17 protein-coding genes, 1 tRNA gene and 1 pseudogene are annotated in these 13,798 nt (G+C 67.9%); 7 read left to right on the forward strand and 12 right to left on the reverse strand.

The window, feature by feature from the left end; all coding sequences use genetic code 11:
* Positions 1-25 precede the first annotated feature (25 nt).
* Together A5663_RS15560 and A5663_RS15565 are read left to right on the forward strand one after the other, a co-directional pair.
* The gene (locus A5663_RS15560; protein WP_068150762.1) at positions 26-715 is read left to right on the forward strand and encodes a hypothetical protein; all 690 of its coding nucleotides are present in this window, start codon (positions 26-28) and stop codon (positions 713-715) included.
* Positions 712-1,914 (forward strand): site-specific integrase, encoded by a 1,203-nt coding sequence (locus A5663_RS15565; RefSeq protein WP_068150764.1) that lies wholly within the window; start codon positions 712-714, stop codon positions 1,912-1,914. Before A5663_RS15560 ends, A5663_RS15565 begins: the two co-directional genes overlap by 4 nt.
* Before the next feature lie 80 nt (positions 1,915-1,994).
* On the opposite strand, the gene A5663_RS15570 is transcribed toward A5663_RS15565, so the two are convergent.
* From A5663_RS15570 to pgm, 3 genes are all read right to left on the reverse strand, one after another.
* Positions 1,995-2,067 (reverse strand) — tRNA-Ala (locus tag A5663_RS15570).
* A gap of 55 nt (positions 2,068-2,122) precedes the next feature.
* Positions 2,123-3,385 carry an MFS transporter gene (locus tag A5663_RS15575; RefSeq protein WP_068150767.1) on the reverse strand — a complete coding sequence of 421 codons (1,263 nt, stop codon included), beginning with the start codon at positions 3,383-3,385 and terminating at the stop codon, positions 2,123-2,125.
* On the reverse strand, positions 3,382-5,016 hold the full coding sequence (gene pgm, locus A5663_RS15580; RefSeq protein ID WP_068150769.1) for a phosphoglucomutase (alpha-D-glucose-1,6-bisphosphate-dependent): 1,635 nt from the start codon (positions 5,014-5,016) through the stop codon (positions 3,382-3,384). The genes A5663_RS15575 and pgm overlap by 4 nt, the downstream gene beginning before the upstream one ends.
* Before the next feature lie 66 nt (positions 5,017-5,082).
* Between pgm and crcB (A5663_RS15585) the strand changes: the two genes are divergently transcribed.
* Genes crcB (A5663_RS15585) through A5663_RS15595 form a run of 3 tightly spaced genes read left to right on the forward strand, consistent with a single transcriptional unit; the run spans position 5,083 to position 6,907 of the window.
* Positions 5,083-5,481: a fluoride efflux transporter CrcB gene (gene crcB / locus A5663_RS15585; RefSeq protein ID WP_068150774.1), complete on the forward strand. Its 399-nt coding sequence runs from the start codon at positions 5,083-5,085 to the stop codon at positions 5,479-5,481.
* The gene (crcB, locus tag A5663_RS15590; RefSeq protein WP_068150776.1) at positions 5,478-5,843 is read left to right on the forward strand and encodes a fluoride efflux transporter CrcB; all 366 of its coding nucleotides are present in this window, start codon (positions 5,478-5,480) and stop codon (positions 5,841-5,843) included. Before crcB (A5663_RS15585) ends, crcB (A5663_RS15590) begins: the two co-directional genes overlap by 4 nt.
* On the forward strand, positions 5,840-6,907 hold the full coding sequence (locus A5663_RS15595) for a DUF190 domain-containing protein (protein WP_068150778.1): 1,068 nt from the start codon (positions 5,840-5,842) through the stop codon (positions 6,905-6,907). Before crcB (A5663_RS15590) ends, A5663_RS15595 begins: the two co-directional genes overlap by 4 nt.
* A gap of 30 nt (positions 6,908-6,937) precedes the next feature.
* Here the strand turns inward: A5663_RS15595 and A5663_RS15600 are convergent, their stop codons facing one another.
* Entirely contained in the window at positions 6,938-7,558 is a 621-nt protein-coding gene (locus A5663_RS15600; RefSeq protein WP_068150780.1) for a GNAT family N-acetyltransferase, read from the reverse strand.
* Positions 7,559-7,617: 59 nt separating this feature from the next.
* Positions 7,618-7,986, reverse strand: a complete 369-nt coding sequence (locus A5663_RS15605; RefSeq protein WP_068150784.1) for a DUF488 domain-containing protein — start codon at positions 7,984-7,986, stop codon at positions 7,618-7,620.
* Between the two features lie 19 nt (positions 7,987-8,005).
* Between A5663_RS15605 and A5663_RS15610 the strand changes: the two genes are divergently transcribed.
* Positions 8,006-8,200, forward strand: a complete 195-nt coding sequence (locus A5663_RS15610; protein ID WP_068150787.1) for a hypothetical protein — start codon at positions 8,006-8,008, stop codon at positions 8,198-8,200.
* Between the two features lie 5 nt (positions 8,201-8,205).
* On the opposite strand, the gene A5663_RS15615 is transcribed toward A5663_RS15610, so the two are convergent.
* The gene (locus A5663_RS15615) at positions 8,206-8,742 is read right to left on the reverse strand and encodes a TetR/AcrR family transcriptional regulator (RefSeq protein ID WP_068150789.1); all 537 of its coding nucleotides are present in this window, start codon (positions 8,740-8,742) and stop codon (positions 8,206-8,208) included.
* On the reverse strand, positions 8,726-9,172 hold the full coding sequence (locus tag A5663_RS15620) for an SRPBCC family protein (RefSeq protein WP_068150792.1): 447 nt from the start codon (positions 9,170-9,172) through the stop codon (positions 8,726-8,728). Before A5663_RS15620 ends, A5663_RS15615 begins: the two co-directional genes overlap by 17 nt.
* A gap of 181 nt (positions 9,173-9,353) precedes the next feature.
* Between A5663_RS15620 and A5663_RS15625 the strand changes: the two genes are divergently transcribed.
* Entirely contained in the window at positions 9,354-10,073 is a 720-nt protein-coding gene (locus tag A5663_RS15625; protein WP_068150795.1) for a TVP38/TMEM64 family protein, read from the forward strand.
* On the opposite strand, the gene A5663_RS15630 is transcribed toward A5663_RS15625, so the two are convergent.
* From A5663_RS15630 to A5663_RS15650, 5 genes and pseudogenes are all read right to left on the reverse strand, one after another.
* Positions 10,070-10,669 carry a carboxymuconolactone decarboxylase family protein gene (locus A5663_RS15630; protein ID WP_068150830.1) on the reverse strand — a complete coding sequence of 200 codons (600 nt, stop codon included), beginning with the start codon at positions 10,667-10,669 and terminating at the stop codon, positions 10,070-10,072. The genes A5663_RS15625 and A5663_RS15630 overlap by 4 nt on opposite strands.
* Positions 10,670-10,671: 2 nt before the next feature.
* Positions 10,672-11,538, reverse strand: coding sequence for a TIGR03619 family F420-dependent LLM class oxidoreductase (locus A5663_RS15635; RefSeq protein ID WP_068150798.1), 867 nt, complete (start codon positions 11,536-11,538; stop codon positions 10,672-10,674).
* Positions 11,535-12,365 carry a TauD/TfdA family dioxygenase gene (locus tag A5663_RS15640; protein WP_068150803.1) on the reverse strand — a complete coding sequence of 277 codons (831 nt, stop codon included), beginning with the start codon at positions 12,363-12,365 and terminating at the stop codon, positions 11,535-11,537. Before A5663_RS15640 ends, A5663_RS15635 begins: the two co-directional genes overlap by 4 nt.
* Positions 12,366-12,369: 4 nt before the next feature.
* Positions 12,370-12,693: a hypothetical protein gene (locus tag A5663_RS15645; protein WP_068150806.1), complete on the reverse strand. Its 324-nt coding sequence runs from the start codon at positions 12,691-12,693 to the stop codon at positions 12,370-12,372.
* Positions 12,690-13,703 (reverse strand): annotated as a pseudogene (locus A5663_RS15650) (SRPBCC family protein); the annotation flags it as partial. The gene A5663_RS15645 and the pseudogene A5663_RS15650, both read right to left, overlap by 4 nt.
* Between the last annotated feature and the right edge of the window lie 95 nt (positions 13,704-13,798).

Below are 13,798 nucleotides of genomic sequence, written 5' to 3' on the forward strand. Positions count from 1 at the left end.
GACGTTTCGTCTAGGGTGGAAAACTATGAGCGGGACCAAGCGCAATTACTCACCGCGCCGGGCGGGCGAGGTGGTCGGGGTCGAGGTGGACGCCGACGCCGAGCGTCCGGTGACGATCACCTGCCACGATCACGCGCACACCTATGAAATTGCGTGGCGCGACACCGCCGACGGGCCGGTCATCACCGATCTGCGCGTGACCTCGGTCGACGGCGTGCCGATCACGTCGGACGCACTGCGCCGCGTGAACACCGCCCGGTTGGCCCGAACGGCCGCGATGCACGACACCGCCGAGGCCGCCGACGCCGCTCGCGAGCTGCGTCAGACCCTTGACGCGGCGACCGGCACCACCGACGGCCACGAATGGATCGAGCAATTCCGGTTCACCGACGGCGTTATCGACGCGATGATCCGGCACGCGCCGCCGGGAGTCGCACCGCCCACGTCCGGCGGCAGACGCGTCGGTCGGCCCCGGCTGGCACGGCAGTTTCTGGCGCAAGTGGCGGCGTGGGTGCGCGAGGAAGCGCCCAAGGGTGGCAACGTCTACGAGCGGGTTGCCGACCGCGCAGCAAGCGCCCTCGGGCGCGACGTATCCACCGAGACAGTCAAGGGGTGGGTTCGGCGGTGCAAGAAGGCCGAGCCGCCGCTACTCGGATGCGACGAACTGCGCAAGCCCCGCAAGCCCACCACCTACCGACAGGAGATCGACCGATGAGCACGGACGCCGCCCCCGACACCCAGCCCGCCGGACAGCCCAAGCGGCGCGGCGACCGCACCGACAGTTCGATCAAGCGGCTGCCGAACGGCCAGGGGTGGCGTGCCCGGCCCACGCTCGGAACCGACCCGGTGACCGGCAAGCAGGTCCGGCCCACCAAGGTGTTCCGCACCAAGGGCGAGGCCGCGCAGTGGGTCACCGAACAGCGTCAGCAGTGGGCATCGGCGACATGGGCACCCAAGTCGAGCCAGACGTTCGATGAGGTCGCCGACCACTGGCTCAAGCTGCGCGAGGCCGACCCGTCGATCGGGCCGAACACCGTTCGCGCCGACCGCGAGTCGCTGGCCTACGCCCGCCGGGCGTTCGGCGCGGTGGCGGTGCAGAAGCTCACCCCCGCCGCCCTGGCCGACTGGTCGGCGACGCTGACCGGCAAGGGCGGCAAGGCACTGGCCCCGGCCACCAAGCGCCGCGCCATTGTTCGGCTCAAGTCGGTCATGGCTCACGCGAAGCGGATGCGCTGGCTGACCTACGACCCGTCAGCCGAGCTTGAGTCGCCCGAGCAGAAGTCGGTCACCGCCACCGACGCGGGCGACATCTGGACACCTGCGCAGATGGGCAAGTTCCTCGATCACGTCGCCGCCCACCGCCTCGCCGGATGTTTCGCGCTGACGCTGCTCGGGCTGCGCCGCGAGGAAGTCGGCGGGCTGCGCTGGTGCGACGTCGACCTTGACGCCGGGGCGCTGCGCATCCGGCAGGCTCGGGTCGACGTCAACGGGCGCGACATGATCGTGGGAACCAAGACCGACCGCAGCGCCCGCGATCTTCCGCTGCCGCCCCGCGAGTTGTCCATGCTCAAGGCCATGCGCACCGCCCATCTGCGCGAGCGCCTCGCTGTGGGCCGACCGCTGGCCGACACTGACCTGCTGCTGTCGCGGGCCGATGGGACGCCGCTGCCGGTGCGCGACTACAGCCGCGAGTTCGCCGCGCAGCGCAAGGCTGCCGGATTCAAGGCGATACCGCTGGGCAAGCTGCGGCACAGCAATATCTCGCGGATGCGTGCGGCGGGGATCGCCGCCGACGTGGTCGCCGCGTGGCACGGCCACACCGAGCGCATGACGCAGGCGGTGTACGGGCGTGTGACCGACGACCGCCTGACCGCCGCGTCGGCGGTGTTCTCGGCAGCGGTAGGACAGAGTTAGGACAAACCGCCCGCTCAGCGGCCTCGTCGGCAAACAAAAAACTCGCCCTAAATCACTAATCAGGGCGGGTTTTCTATGGGTGGAGCTAAGGGGACTCGAACCCCTGACCCCCACACTGCCAGTGTGGTGCGCTACCAACTGCGCCATAGCCCCTTGAGTTGTGCCCATCGAAGTTACACCACCCGCGCGAAGCGCTCAAAATCGCTGGTTACGGGACTTCTCCGCCGGCTTCTGGGCCCAGCGCGCGGGCGGGCGTGTGCACCTCGGCGGGCCGGCCCCGTGTCTCCGGCGCGAACATCCATCCCGCCGCCGCGAACAGCAGAATGCCGCCGCTGACCACGAACGCCCAGCGGAACGACGCCTGCTCGGCGATCTGACCGACCACCAGCGAGCCGATGATCGATCCCAGATCGGCCATCATCTGGAATGTCGCGACCGCGGTCCCGCCGCGCGCCTTGTTTCCGACGATGTCGGCCACGGCGGCCTGCTGCGGCGAGACGAATATGCCGGTCGCCGCGCCCGTGACGTACGCCGCGACCAGGAATATCGGCCAAGACGTCGTGAAACCCACCAGGATCGTCGACACCGAGGACACGGTAAGCCCGACGATCAACAGCTTGCGTCGGCCGATCCGGTCCGAAAGATAACCACTGGGAATGACCACCGAGACGTTGCCGACGGCGAACGTCGCCAGCGCCAAGCCCGCAGCCCCCGCGCCGCGGCCGAGCCCCTCGACCACGAACAGCGGCACCAGCGCGATGCGCAGCCCGAACGCCGCCCAACCGGTGCTGAAGTTGGAGAACAGTGCGGCACGGTACGCGCGGTGTCGCAATACCTGCCGTACGGAGACCGCCGCGACCTCGGCCGTCTCCTCCGGCGCCGCGATCGTGCTGCCGCGCAGACTGACGAACACCACGCCCGCAGCGACCAGCAGCGCCGCTCCGTAGATCACGAACGGCGCCGCCAAACCGAACCCGGCAGTGAGACTGCCCAGCACCGGTCCGCCGACCGAACCGACGAGAAACCCCGTAGAGAACAGCCCGGAGACCCGTCCTCGTGCGTCCGGCGGGGAGATCCGGATCATCAGGCCCAGCGACGACACCGTGAACATCGCCGAACCCAGGCCACCCAGCGAGCGAAACACCAACAGCTGCCAGTATGTCTGCGCGAACGCGCACGCCCCGGTCGATACCGCGACGATGATCAGCCCGCTGATGTACACCCGGCGCTCCCCCAGGCGCTGCACGAGCAGTCCCGCAGGCGGCGCCGCGATCAACCGCATCAACGCGAACGCGGTGATGACGAACGTCGCGGCGCTGATGCTGACCCCGAAGTGACGGGCATACTGCGGCAACACCGGCGCCACCACGCCGTAGCCGAGCGCGACGACCACGTTCGCCCCGACCAGCAGCCAGACCTCTCGCGGCAGCGTCGGCTTGGTCGCCGGCGAGCAGTCGCTCTCAGAGGTCACCCGATGACCTTATTGACCACCTCGCGCGCCGCTTCCTGGACCTCGGCGAGATGCTCGGGCCCCTTGAACGACTCGGCGTAGATCTTGTACACGTCCTCGGTACCCGACGGCCGAGCCGCGAACCACGCATTCTCCGTCGTCACCTTGAGCCCGCCCAGCGGCGCGCCGTTGCCCGGTGCCGTCGTCAGCTTCGCGGTGATCGGCTCGCCCGCAAGCTCGGTGGCGCTCACCTGCTCGGCCGACAGCTTCGCCAGCCGCGCCTTCTGCTCGCGGTCGGCCGGCGCATCGATGCGCGCGTACGTCGGCGCGCCGTACTTCTCGGCCAGCGCCGCGTAACGCTGCGACGGGGTCTGGCCCGTCACCGCGAGGATCTCCGAAGCCAGCAGCGCGAGGATGATGCCGTCCTTGTCGGTGGTCCACACCGATCCGTCCTGGCGTAAGAACGATGCGCCCGCGCTCTCCTCACCACCGAAACCTATTGTCCCGCTGAGCAATCCGTCGACAAACCACTTGAACCCGACCGGCACCTCGACGAGTTCGCGCCCCAGCCCGGCGACCACCCGGTCGATGATCGACGAGCTGACCGCTGTCTTGCCGACCGCGGTCGACGCGGGCCACGACGGCCGGTGCGAGTAGAGGTAGTCGATTGCCACCGCCAGATAATGATTGGGATTGAGCAGGCCCCCGTCGGGCGTGACGATGCCGTGCCGGTCGGAGTCGGCGTCGTTCCCCGTGGCGATCTGGTAGTCGTCGCGATTGGCGATGAGCGAGGCCATCGCGTTCGGTGAGCTGCAGTCCATCCGGATCTTGCCGTCGGTGTCCAGCGTCATGAACCGCCATGTCGCGTCGACGTGAGGATTGACCACCGTCAGGTCCAGGTCGAACCGCTCCGCGATGGCGCCCCAGTAATCGACGCTCGCGCCGCCGAGCGGATCGGCGCCGATACGGATCTTCTGCGCGCTGATCGCATGCACCTCAACGACATTCGCCAGATCTTCGACGTAGGCGTCCATATAGTCGTGTCGCCGCGTGAACTCCGCCGCCCCGGCCAGCGACACTCTGCGCACGCCTCTCAGTTCGTCGCGCAGCAGTTCGTTGGCGCGTCTCGCGATCGCGCCGGTGGCGTCGGTGTCGGCCGGGCCACCGTTGGGTGGGTTGTACTTGAAACCCCCGTCGCGCGGCGGGTTATGCGACGGTGTGACAACGATGCCGTCGGCCAGATCGCCGGTGCGGCCCCGGTTGTACGTCAGGATGGCGTGGCTGACCGCGGGAGTGGGCGTGTACCGGTCCGCCGAATCAACCATCGCCACAACATCATTGGCGGCCAGGACCTCCAGTGCCGAGGTCCACGCCGGTTCCGACAGCGCGTGGGTGTCGCGGCCGATGAACAGTGGGCCGGTGGTGCCTTGCGCGGCGCGGTACTCGACGATCGCCTGGGTCGTCGCGAGGATGTGCGCCTCGTTGAACGCAGCGTCCAGACTCGACCCTCGGTGTCCCGACGTGCCGAACACAACCTGCTGATCGACGTTGTCGGGATCGGGTTGCCTCGTGTAGTAAGCCGTCACGACTTGCGCGACGTCGATGAGGTCCTCGGGTTGTGCCGGTTGACCGGCACGGGGATTGGCCGCCATGCACCCGATTGTCCTCCACGCCCAGATGCCGCGTGCTCTGGGCGATCCCCGACCATACTGACCGTTGTGTTTGCTTACGACCGCCGGGAATTGGCCGCGGTGTTCGCCGGCGGTGCGATCGGCACGCTCGCGCGTGCCGGTTTGGAGACGCTGCTCGCCCCTGAGCCCGGTCAGTGGCCGTGGCCGACGTTCGCCGTCAACGCGATCGGCGCGTTCCTGCTGGGTTACTTCACGACGCGACTTCTGGAGCGGCTGCCGATCTCGAGCTACCGCCGACCACTGCTCGGCACCGGCTTGTGCGGCGGCTTGACCACGTTCTCCACCATGCAGGTCGAGATCGTGCGAATGGTTGAGGACGGCCACTACGGTCTGGCGCTCGGCTACCTGACCGCAAGCCTCGTCACCGGCCTCGTCGCGGTCTCCGCCGCCACCGCGATGGTGCGGCGCGCGGGGCTCGCCCGATGAGCGTCGCGGTGTGGGCGGGTGTCCTGGCACTCGGCGGTGTCGGCGCGGTACTGCGCTTCCTCATCGACCGCGCGGTATCTCAGCTGACCAGCGGAGTCTTTCCGTACGGAACCCTGGTGGTCAATGTCAGCGGCGCGCTGGTGCTGGGCCTCCTGTCGGGGCTCACGCTGCCTCCACACCTCGCACTGCTCTTCGGCACCGCGCTGATCGGGTCCTACACGACGTTCTCGACGTGGATGCTGGAAACCCAGCGCATCAGCGAAGAGCGGTTGATGGTCCCCGCCGCCGCGAACATCGTCGTCAGCACGGCGCTCGGGATCGCCGCAGCAGTCGTCGGCCTCTGGTGCGGGAGCCACCTGTGAGCGCCGACTACCTCAAACTCACGGCGTACTTCGGCGAGCGCACCCGCATCGGTGACCAATTCCTCGCCGATGCGCTGCTCGACCTCTATGGCGACGCGCGCCTGGCGACCAGCGTCGTGCTGCGGGGGATCGCCAGTTTTGGTCCTCGGCATGTGGAGCGCACCGACCTGACACTGAGCATGTCCGAGGACCCGCCGATCGCCATCGCCGCCGTCGACCTGGCCGACAAGGTCGCCGGGCTCGCCGACCAGGTGGTCGCGATGACGCAGCGCGGCCTGGTCACCATCGAGCGAGCCTGGCTGCGTGACGGCGCCGCGACGTCGACGTCCTCGGTTCCCGACGCCACCAAGCTGACGGTCTACGTCGGACGACAGGACCGCATCGAAGGCCGGCCCGCGCACCGGGCGATATGCGAGCGGCTGCACACTCTCGGATTCGCCGGCGCCGCAGTGTTTCTCGGCGTCGACGGCACCCGGCATGGACAGCGCGGACGCGCCCGCTTTTTCAGCCGGAACGTCGACGTGCCCGAAATGATCATCGCGGTGGGCACCGCCGCTCAGGCCGAACTCGCGATCGAGGAGCTCGAGCGACTCCCGGGCGATCCCCTGTACACCGTCGAGCGGGTCGAGATCTGCAAGCGCAAAGGACAGTTGCTTACACGGCCGGCCGCACTTCCGGAGACCGATGCCCGCGGCCGCCCGATGTGGCAGAAGTTGATGGTCCACACCTCGACGGCCACCCTGCACGACGGGGTTCCTGTGCACCGCGCATTGGTGCGCCGGCTCCGCGAGGCGGACGCGGTGAGTGGAGCCACAGTGCTGCGGGGCATCTGGGGCCTTAGTGGCGGCCAGCGACCGCACGGCGACCGGGTGTTCCAGCTGAGTCGCCAGGTGCCCGTGACCACGATCGTCATCGACACACCGCCGAGGATCGCGGCCGCCTTCGACATCGTCGACGAGCTGACCGCCGGAGACGGCCTGGTCACCAGCGAGATGGTGCCGGCGTTGATCTCCATCGACGGCGGGGTCCGGCGAGGCGACACTCGACTGGCGGGCTATCCGTGACCGCAACGATCGCGGAGACCGCGCAGACGATCAGTCTTCGTCTCTGGTGCGTGGAAGTGCGTAGAGCGCCATCCGCCGGTTCGACATGTCGTGCTCCCCGAGGAACACGCAGCCGGCGTACTCGCACACGGCGCGGGCGACTTTGTTCCGGTGGTCCGGGTCGAACATGATGCGCCAGCAACGAGGATCGAGATCGAACAAGTTGGCGGTCAGCTGCGGAAGCATGCTCGCTCCGATGCCCCGATTGAGGAACTGCAGGTCCGCAATCGCCGCGTGTAACCCGATGTCGTGCGGTTCGGCATCGTAGCGCGGCGCGATCGAATCCTTCGCCGCCCGGTACAGCTCGACGTAGGCGAACGGCCGGCCGCGGAAGCTGCCGATCAGCGGCCGCGAGTACTCACCGGCCAGCTGCGCCTGCAGATACCGGTGCCAGCGCTCGGGCGGCCAGTCGTACTCCCATGCCTCCACCAGATGGGGTCGGTTCATCCACTGCGAGACCATCTCCGCATCCGCATCCGGATCCGCGAGTCGGACCGAGTAGGGCTCCGCGAGGACCGGTGTGGGCGGCGCCGCGACTGCACGCACGGCATCGGAGATGTCGGTCAGTTCACGCGGGAGCACGGCGGCCGGCGCCGCTTCGATCTCGGTCATCGCCTGCCGAGCCTACCGTGCCAAGTAAGGGCACACTTAGTTCCCTTGGCGGCGATTGATCACGACACGCCTTGACACAGCACGGTACGCAGGACGGCGGCGTGGCTGCCCTCGACATCGCGCGTGGCCGTCACCAGCACCACCGGCCCCTCAGCGACCAGCCCACGCAGCTCCGTGAGGGCCGCAGCGCCTTCGCCGCTGTCGAGTTCGGCCTCGTACCGGGCCGCGAACTCGCGGAACCGGTCCGGCTGATGCGAATACCACCGCCGCAGCTCCGTCGACGGGGCAACCGCGGGCAGCCAGCGGCCGACACGAGGATCGTCTCTGCGGAATCCCCTCGGCCACAGCCGGTCCACCAGCACGCGCGTGCCTTCCCCGCTCGGTTGGTCGTAGACACGCGAAACCTCGACACTTGGGTGCTGACCCATGCGGTGCGATGGTAGAGGCATGCCTACGGACCGAGTCGCGGATCTGCAACGCTGGCAGGACTCCGGAGCCGTCTGGGAGGTCCGTGCCCGCCGCGGGAACAGCGTCACCGTCGCGCTGCTGCGCTGTGACGGCGGCGAAGAGGTCGACGGTTTCACCTCCGACGACCCTCGCGTGCTCGAGTTCATCGGCGACCGCCGCAGCAGTCAGGAGTGAGGTCTTCAGGACCGGCCGGCCGCGCGCACAAGGTCGGCGAATGCCGCGGCCGCGGCGTCGACGCCGTCGAGGTCCTCGGTGGCGACGAGGTCCAGCAGCAGCCCACGGGCGACGGCAAGCCCGAGCCGCATCATCGCTCGCGTACTGCCCTGTTCATCCGACAGCCAGTTCTCGACCGCATCCGGCAGCATTCGGGCGAACGGCTGCTCGCCCTGCGCTCCGCGCGCGTAGCACTCGAAGAAGAGCCGCTCGAACGGGCGCAGCTCCGGCCGGCGCAGATTTGCCCACATCGCTGCGATCGCCTCGGCGGGATCGGCCGGCAACTGCCGCGAGAGTTCGAGCTGGCGCCGCTCGACCTCACCGACGATCGCCACGAGCAGTTCCTCGCGCGAGGCGAAATGGTGCAGCAGCATGCGGTGACTGGTGCCGACGGACGCAGCGAGATCGCGAAGGGACCGGTCGCCAAGCCCGTTGGCCGCGACTTCGGCCACCACTGCGTCCAGCAGTTCGCGGCGCCGTGCGAGGTCAGGAGGTCGGGCCATCGAGATGATGCAGCTGCTCGCAGCGCGCCTTGAGCCCGTTGCCCTCGAGGTCGAGGTAGCGCCTCGTCATCGAGCGCATCGCGAGGCCGACCAGGGCGCCGAGGGGACCGCCCTGTTCGAGCCGTTGACGGACGCGGGTCCGGCCGCCTGGTACCGCGATCACGTCGTGGCGCGCCGTCGTCACGCCGCCGGGCGAACGCTGCACCCATGTCCACGATGACTCTGGCGAGAGCTCGGTCACCGTCCACACCAGCTTCGGCATACGCGGCTGCTTGATCTCGAATCTGTTGCCCGAGAACAGCTCTGGACTGTCGAGCGCCACAAGTCGAGTGACCGACGCCGTCCACTCGGGCCACCGCTCGACATCGCTGAACACCTTCCAGACGACATCGGCCGGCGCGTCGATCTCCACCCGGGCTTCGGTAAGCATGTACCAAATGGTACATGTCGACCTTCGTCGCCGAAATAGCATTCCCGGCTGTAATTTCGCCCGCATCACGGCCATGGCTTCTCACTCGGCGACGACTGCTCTCGCTCGGCGACGGCTCGGCGACGGCGGCGACGGCTCGGCGACGGCTCGACGTTCGCCGATGCGGCAGTATTGCCTCGACATGACAATCAGCGACAGCCCGGGTTCGCGTCGGCGCCACATCCTGCGCCTCGTGCTGTTCGCCGCGTTCCTGCTCGGGTTGTTCTATCTGGTCGCCGTCACCGGTGTCGTCGACGTCGACGACGTCCGGCGCACCGTCGCAGCCACGGGTCCTCTCGCGCCGCTCGCCTACATCGTGGTCTCGGCCCTACTCGGCGCGGTGTTCGTGCCGGGTCCGATCCTCGCGGCCGCCAGCGGCGTGTTGTTCGGCCCGGTGCTGGGCACGTTCGTCACCCTCGGCGCGACGGTCGGTACCGCGGTCGTCACCAGCCTCCTCGGCCGGCGTGCCGGCCGCGAGAGCGCCCGCGGGCTTCTCGGTCACGACAGGGCGGCCCGCATAGACGCGCTCATCGCACGCCGGGGACTGTGGGCCGTCGTCGGGCAGCGCTTCGTCCCGGGAATCTCCGACGCGCTCGCCTCGTACGCCTTCGGCGCGTTCGGAGTTCCCTTGTGGCAGATGGCCGTCGGTGCGTTCATCGGTTCCGTGCCGCGGGCCTTCGTCTACACCGCGCTGGGCGCTTCGATCTCCGATCTGTCCTCCCCGCTGACGTATGCGGCGATCGCGGTGTGGTGTGCCACCGCCGTCGTCGGCGCGTTCGCCGCCCACCGGGGCGTGCGCAGCTGGCGGCGACGGGCACGTCCCGGCGACGAGTCAACGGCGCCGGAGACAGACGGCACCTAATCCGGAAGCACCGCGCTGCCGGCCGGCGCGGCGAGCTGCCAGGTGTCGCACGCCATCGCCAACATCGCGTAGGTGCCCACCACGAAGATCAGTTCCATCGCCTGGTGGGTGCCGAGCCGGTCGACCAGTGCCCGCCACGAGTCGGCGGTCGCCCGCCCCCGGGCGAGCAGCTGGTCGGTTGTCTCGAGGACCAGCCGGTCCAGCCCGTCGAACTCATCGTTGCCGCGAGTGAGCCGCGAGATATCGTCATCGGAAAGGCCGCCCGCTTTGGCGATCCTGACGTGCTCGGCCCAGAAGAACGACGACCGCCGGACGTGGGCCAGCCGCAGCACGGCCAGTTCCCGCAGGCGCACGGGCAGCTCACCGCGCTGTAACAGGAATGCGTTGTAGCCGAGGAACTTTCGCGCCATCTTCGGGTGGCGTGCCAGCACGCCGAGGATGTCGAAGTTCAGCGGGTCCCTGGGTTCTGCCGAACCGGCGCGCGGCACCTGGTCACCAGGTATGCCCATCAGTGCACCGACGGCGGCGTACTCGTCGTCGCCCCATTCCTCGACCGTGAGCGGTGGCAGGAGCGGCAAGCCCGCATCTGGGGTCATGATCACCTCTCGTCGGCGTCGTCGCGGTGCAGTTCGGAGAGCGCGTGAACCTGCTCGAGGTAGTGCTCGAGCGAGCGATGGACGAACCGCGCGGACACCACCGTCGTGCCCGCAGCCGCCATCGCGCGCAACGTCTCCTGCGTCGCCTCGGGATTGCCCACCGGATCGAGCGGGCGGTCAGCGGCGAGCACCACCTCAAACCCCGGCGGCACCTCGCGCGCCCGCAGCCACTCCCCCGCCGTCGCGACCGAGATGCCGAACGGAGCCCACCCGTCGGCGAGCGTGAGCGCGCGCCGCAGCGAGCGTTGAGTGCGGCCACCGACCCAGATCGGCATGTGCTCCTGCAGCGCACACGGGTCCACGATGAGGCCGCCGAAGCTGTAATAGTCGCCTTCATAGGAAGGTTCATTGCTGGGCAGCGCCACCCGCAGCGCGCGCAAGGCGTCGTCTGCGCGGGGGCCGCGATCCGCAAACGGCACTCCGAGCAGGTCGAACTCCTCCTCGAGCGACCCGACCCCGACGCCGAGGATGACCCGCCCGCCGCTGACGTGATCCAGTGTGCCGTAACGCTTTACGATCTCCAGCGGATGGTGATAGCCGAGTACCAGCGTCATCGTGGCCAGGCGGATGCGTTCGGTGCGGGCCGCCACATAGCCGAGCGTGGCGAGCGGATCCCAGTACCGGGCGCCACGCCGACCGGCCTCGGACGCCGGAATGCCGATGTGCTCGCTGCAAGTCAGGTGGTGGTACCCCAGCTCGTCCGCGACCTCGGCGACGCGTCCGATGTCCTCGACCGTCGCGTCGCGCTCCCACGTCAATTCCGCGCCCGCCACGTTGGTGACGACAGGTGTCGCGATGCCGAGCCTCAAGTCAGCGGCTCTTCGCCCGCCAGGATCGTCCGGTGCATGAGACGACCGCTGTCAACGGAATACGGCAGAGCACGGTGCATCGTGCCGGTGTTGTCCCACATGAGCAGGTCCCCGACCTCCCATTCGTGCCGATAGACATACTGCGGCTGGGTGGCCCAATCGCGAAGTCGCGCAAGCAAAGCCCGGCTCTCTTCGGCCGTCATCCCGACGACGTAGTCGGCGGTCGCACCCAGCAGCAGAGACTTGCGGCCTGACCGATGCGTCCACACGACAGGGCACGCCTTGGTCGGCGACTTCTGCCAGAAGGCGATCTCTTCGTAGCTCATCTCAGGTGAAACGTAGTACTGCGACCGTTCGGCGCTGTGCACGACGCGGAGATCCGCGATCAGATCCTTGTCGGACTGCGGCAGATCGTCGTAGGCGGCGTAGGTGTTGCAGAACTCCGTATCCCCACCGGTGTCGGACAGTTTCACCGCACGCAGCAGCGTCGCGAGATTCGGGTAAGGCTGCAGCGACCCGTCGAAGTGCCAGAACAGCGAGCCCCTCAGGTAATTGGCACGCTGGTTGACGGTCTCGTCGAGCGAGATCTTGTAGATCCCGCCGTCGCCCTCGTCGGCAACGACGGTGCCCAGCGTCCTGGCGATCGCCACCTGGTCTTCGTCGCTGATCTGCAGACCACGGAAGAACACGACGCCCCGCTGTTCCAGTGTGGCCCTGATCTTCTCAGCCGCCCGACCACTGCGCAGTGTGTCGAGGTCGGTTCTGATCTCGCTGCCGATCCTGGACGTCAGGTCGACGATGTCCAGTTGTGTAGAGGTCAGGCTCACGGCGCTAGCTCACTCTCGTCAGAATCGTGTGGGCCGAATGCTTGACTCGCGGCTGGTTCCACAACTCCACCGCGAGCGAGACGGTGATCAGTGAGTACAGGAGGTTGCGCAGGTTCGCGACATCCTCGGGCAACGGCTCTGCGTAGTCGAACTTGTCGATGTAGGCGACCGCTTCCTCGGCGTACGGGAAGATCTCGTCGTAGAACGCCCGGATCTGCGCCATGGAACTGTTGACCCGCTTCACATAGCGCTCGTGGCCGTCCTCGATGGCCCATTCGGGCACCAGGTGTTCGAGGTGCGAGAACTCCGGCGGCAGAACGGCACTCATCGCTGCGCCGCCATGTCGCCGGCCTCGACTCCGGCTGCTACGTAGTCTGCGACCACCTTGTGCAGGTGACGCAGCAGGATCTCCTCGTCGTTCATCGTGAAGTGGGTCAGCACACCGCTGTTCAGCATGGCCTGCAAGCCTTCCGACGGGCTGGCGTCCTCGAGGATGATGTCGTTGAGGAAGGTGACCGTCAGCTCCTGACCCAGCCGCTCCTTGTGCGTCCGCGGCGGCTGGTAGTACATCTCGGTCTCGAAGATGTGCGAATGCGGCCCGGTCGGCCAGTGCGTGTGGACGGTGAAGCCCGAGGCGCCGAAGATCAGCACGAAGTTGGGGAAGAACTGGAACGAGTCGAAGCCGTACTTCTCCGATCGGGTCGGGTTCAGTCCCGGCGGCAGCGGTCCGCGGTCGGTGCGCTTGTTCCACGGCCCGGCCGCGCTGGCCTCCATCACGCACTCGATCGGTTTGGAGTACGGCGTCTTCCGCGAGGGCTCACCGGAGAACGAGAACATCCGGTGCGGGCCGGCGAGCTGGTAGGCCAGGGCGTCGGTGAACGGATTCGGCTTGTTCAATGCTTCCTTGGCTTCGGCGGTGAGGTTGCCGAACGAGGAGCCGTGCAGATACGGGCCGTGGTAGCTCTCGGCGAAGCCGTCGACGAATATCTTCCAGTTGCACTGCAATTCGACCTTGAACTTGTACACCTGGTGCGGCCCGGCGAACGGATAACCCTCGATTCCGTGCGCCAACTCGCCGAGGAAAGAACGAAGCGGTTCGGTGTTGTGCGGATTGAGGTTGATGAAGATGAAGCCTTCCCACACCTCGCATTGGATGGCGGGCACTTGGCAGCTGTCGGCATCGAAGTCGAGCAGCAGGTCCGTGCGCGTGGCCGAGTGCAGCGAGCCGTCGAGCTTGTAGCGCCAGCCGTGGAAGCGGCAGTACAGCAGCGGCGCGCGGCCCTCGACCTCCTCGAACGGGTCGTCCTCCCACAACATCTTGTTGCCCCGGTGCGGGCAGCTACTTCACCCGGGAGCTGAAGTTCCTCAACACGTCGGTGATCGTCGTACGGGGCAAGGACGACGTGATCCGGGCGTTTCACAACATCTGCCCC

Source organism: Mycobacterium sp. E740, assembly GCF_001672895.1.
Taxonomy (GTDB): Bacteria; Actinomycetota; Actinomycetes; order Mycobacteriales; family Mycobacteriaceae; genus Mycobacterium.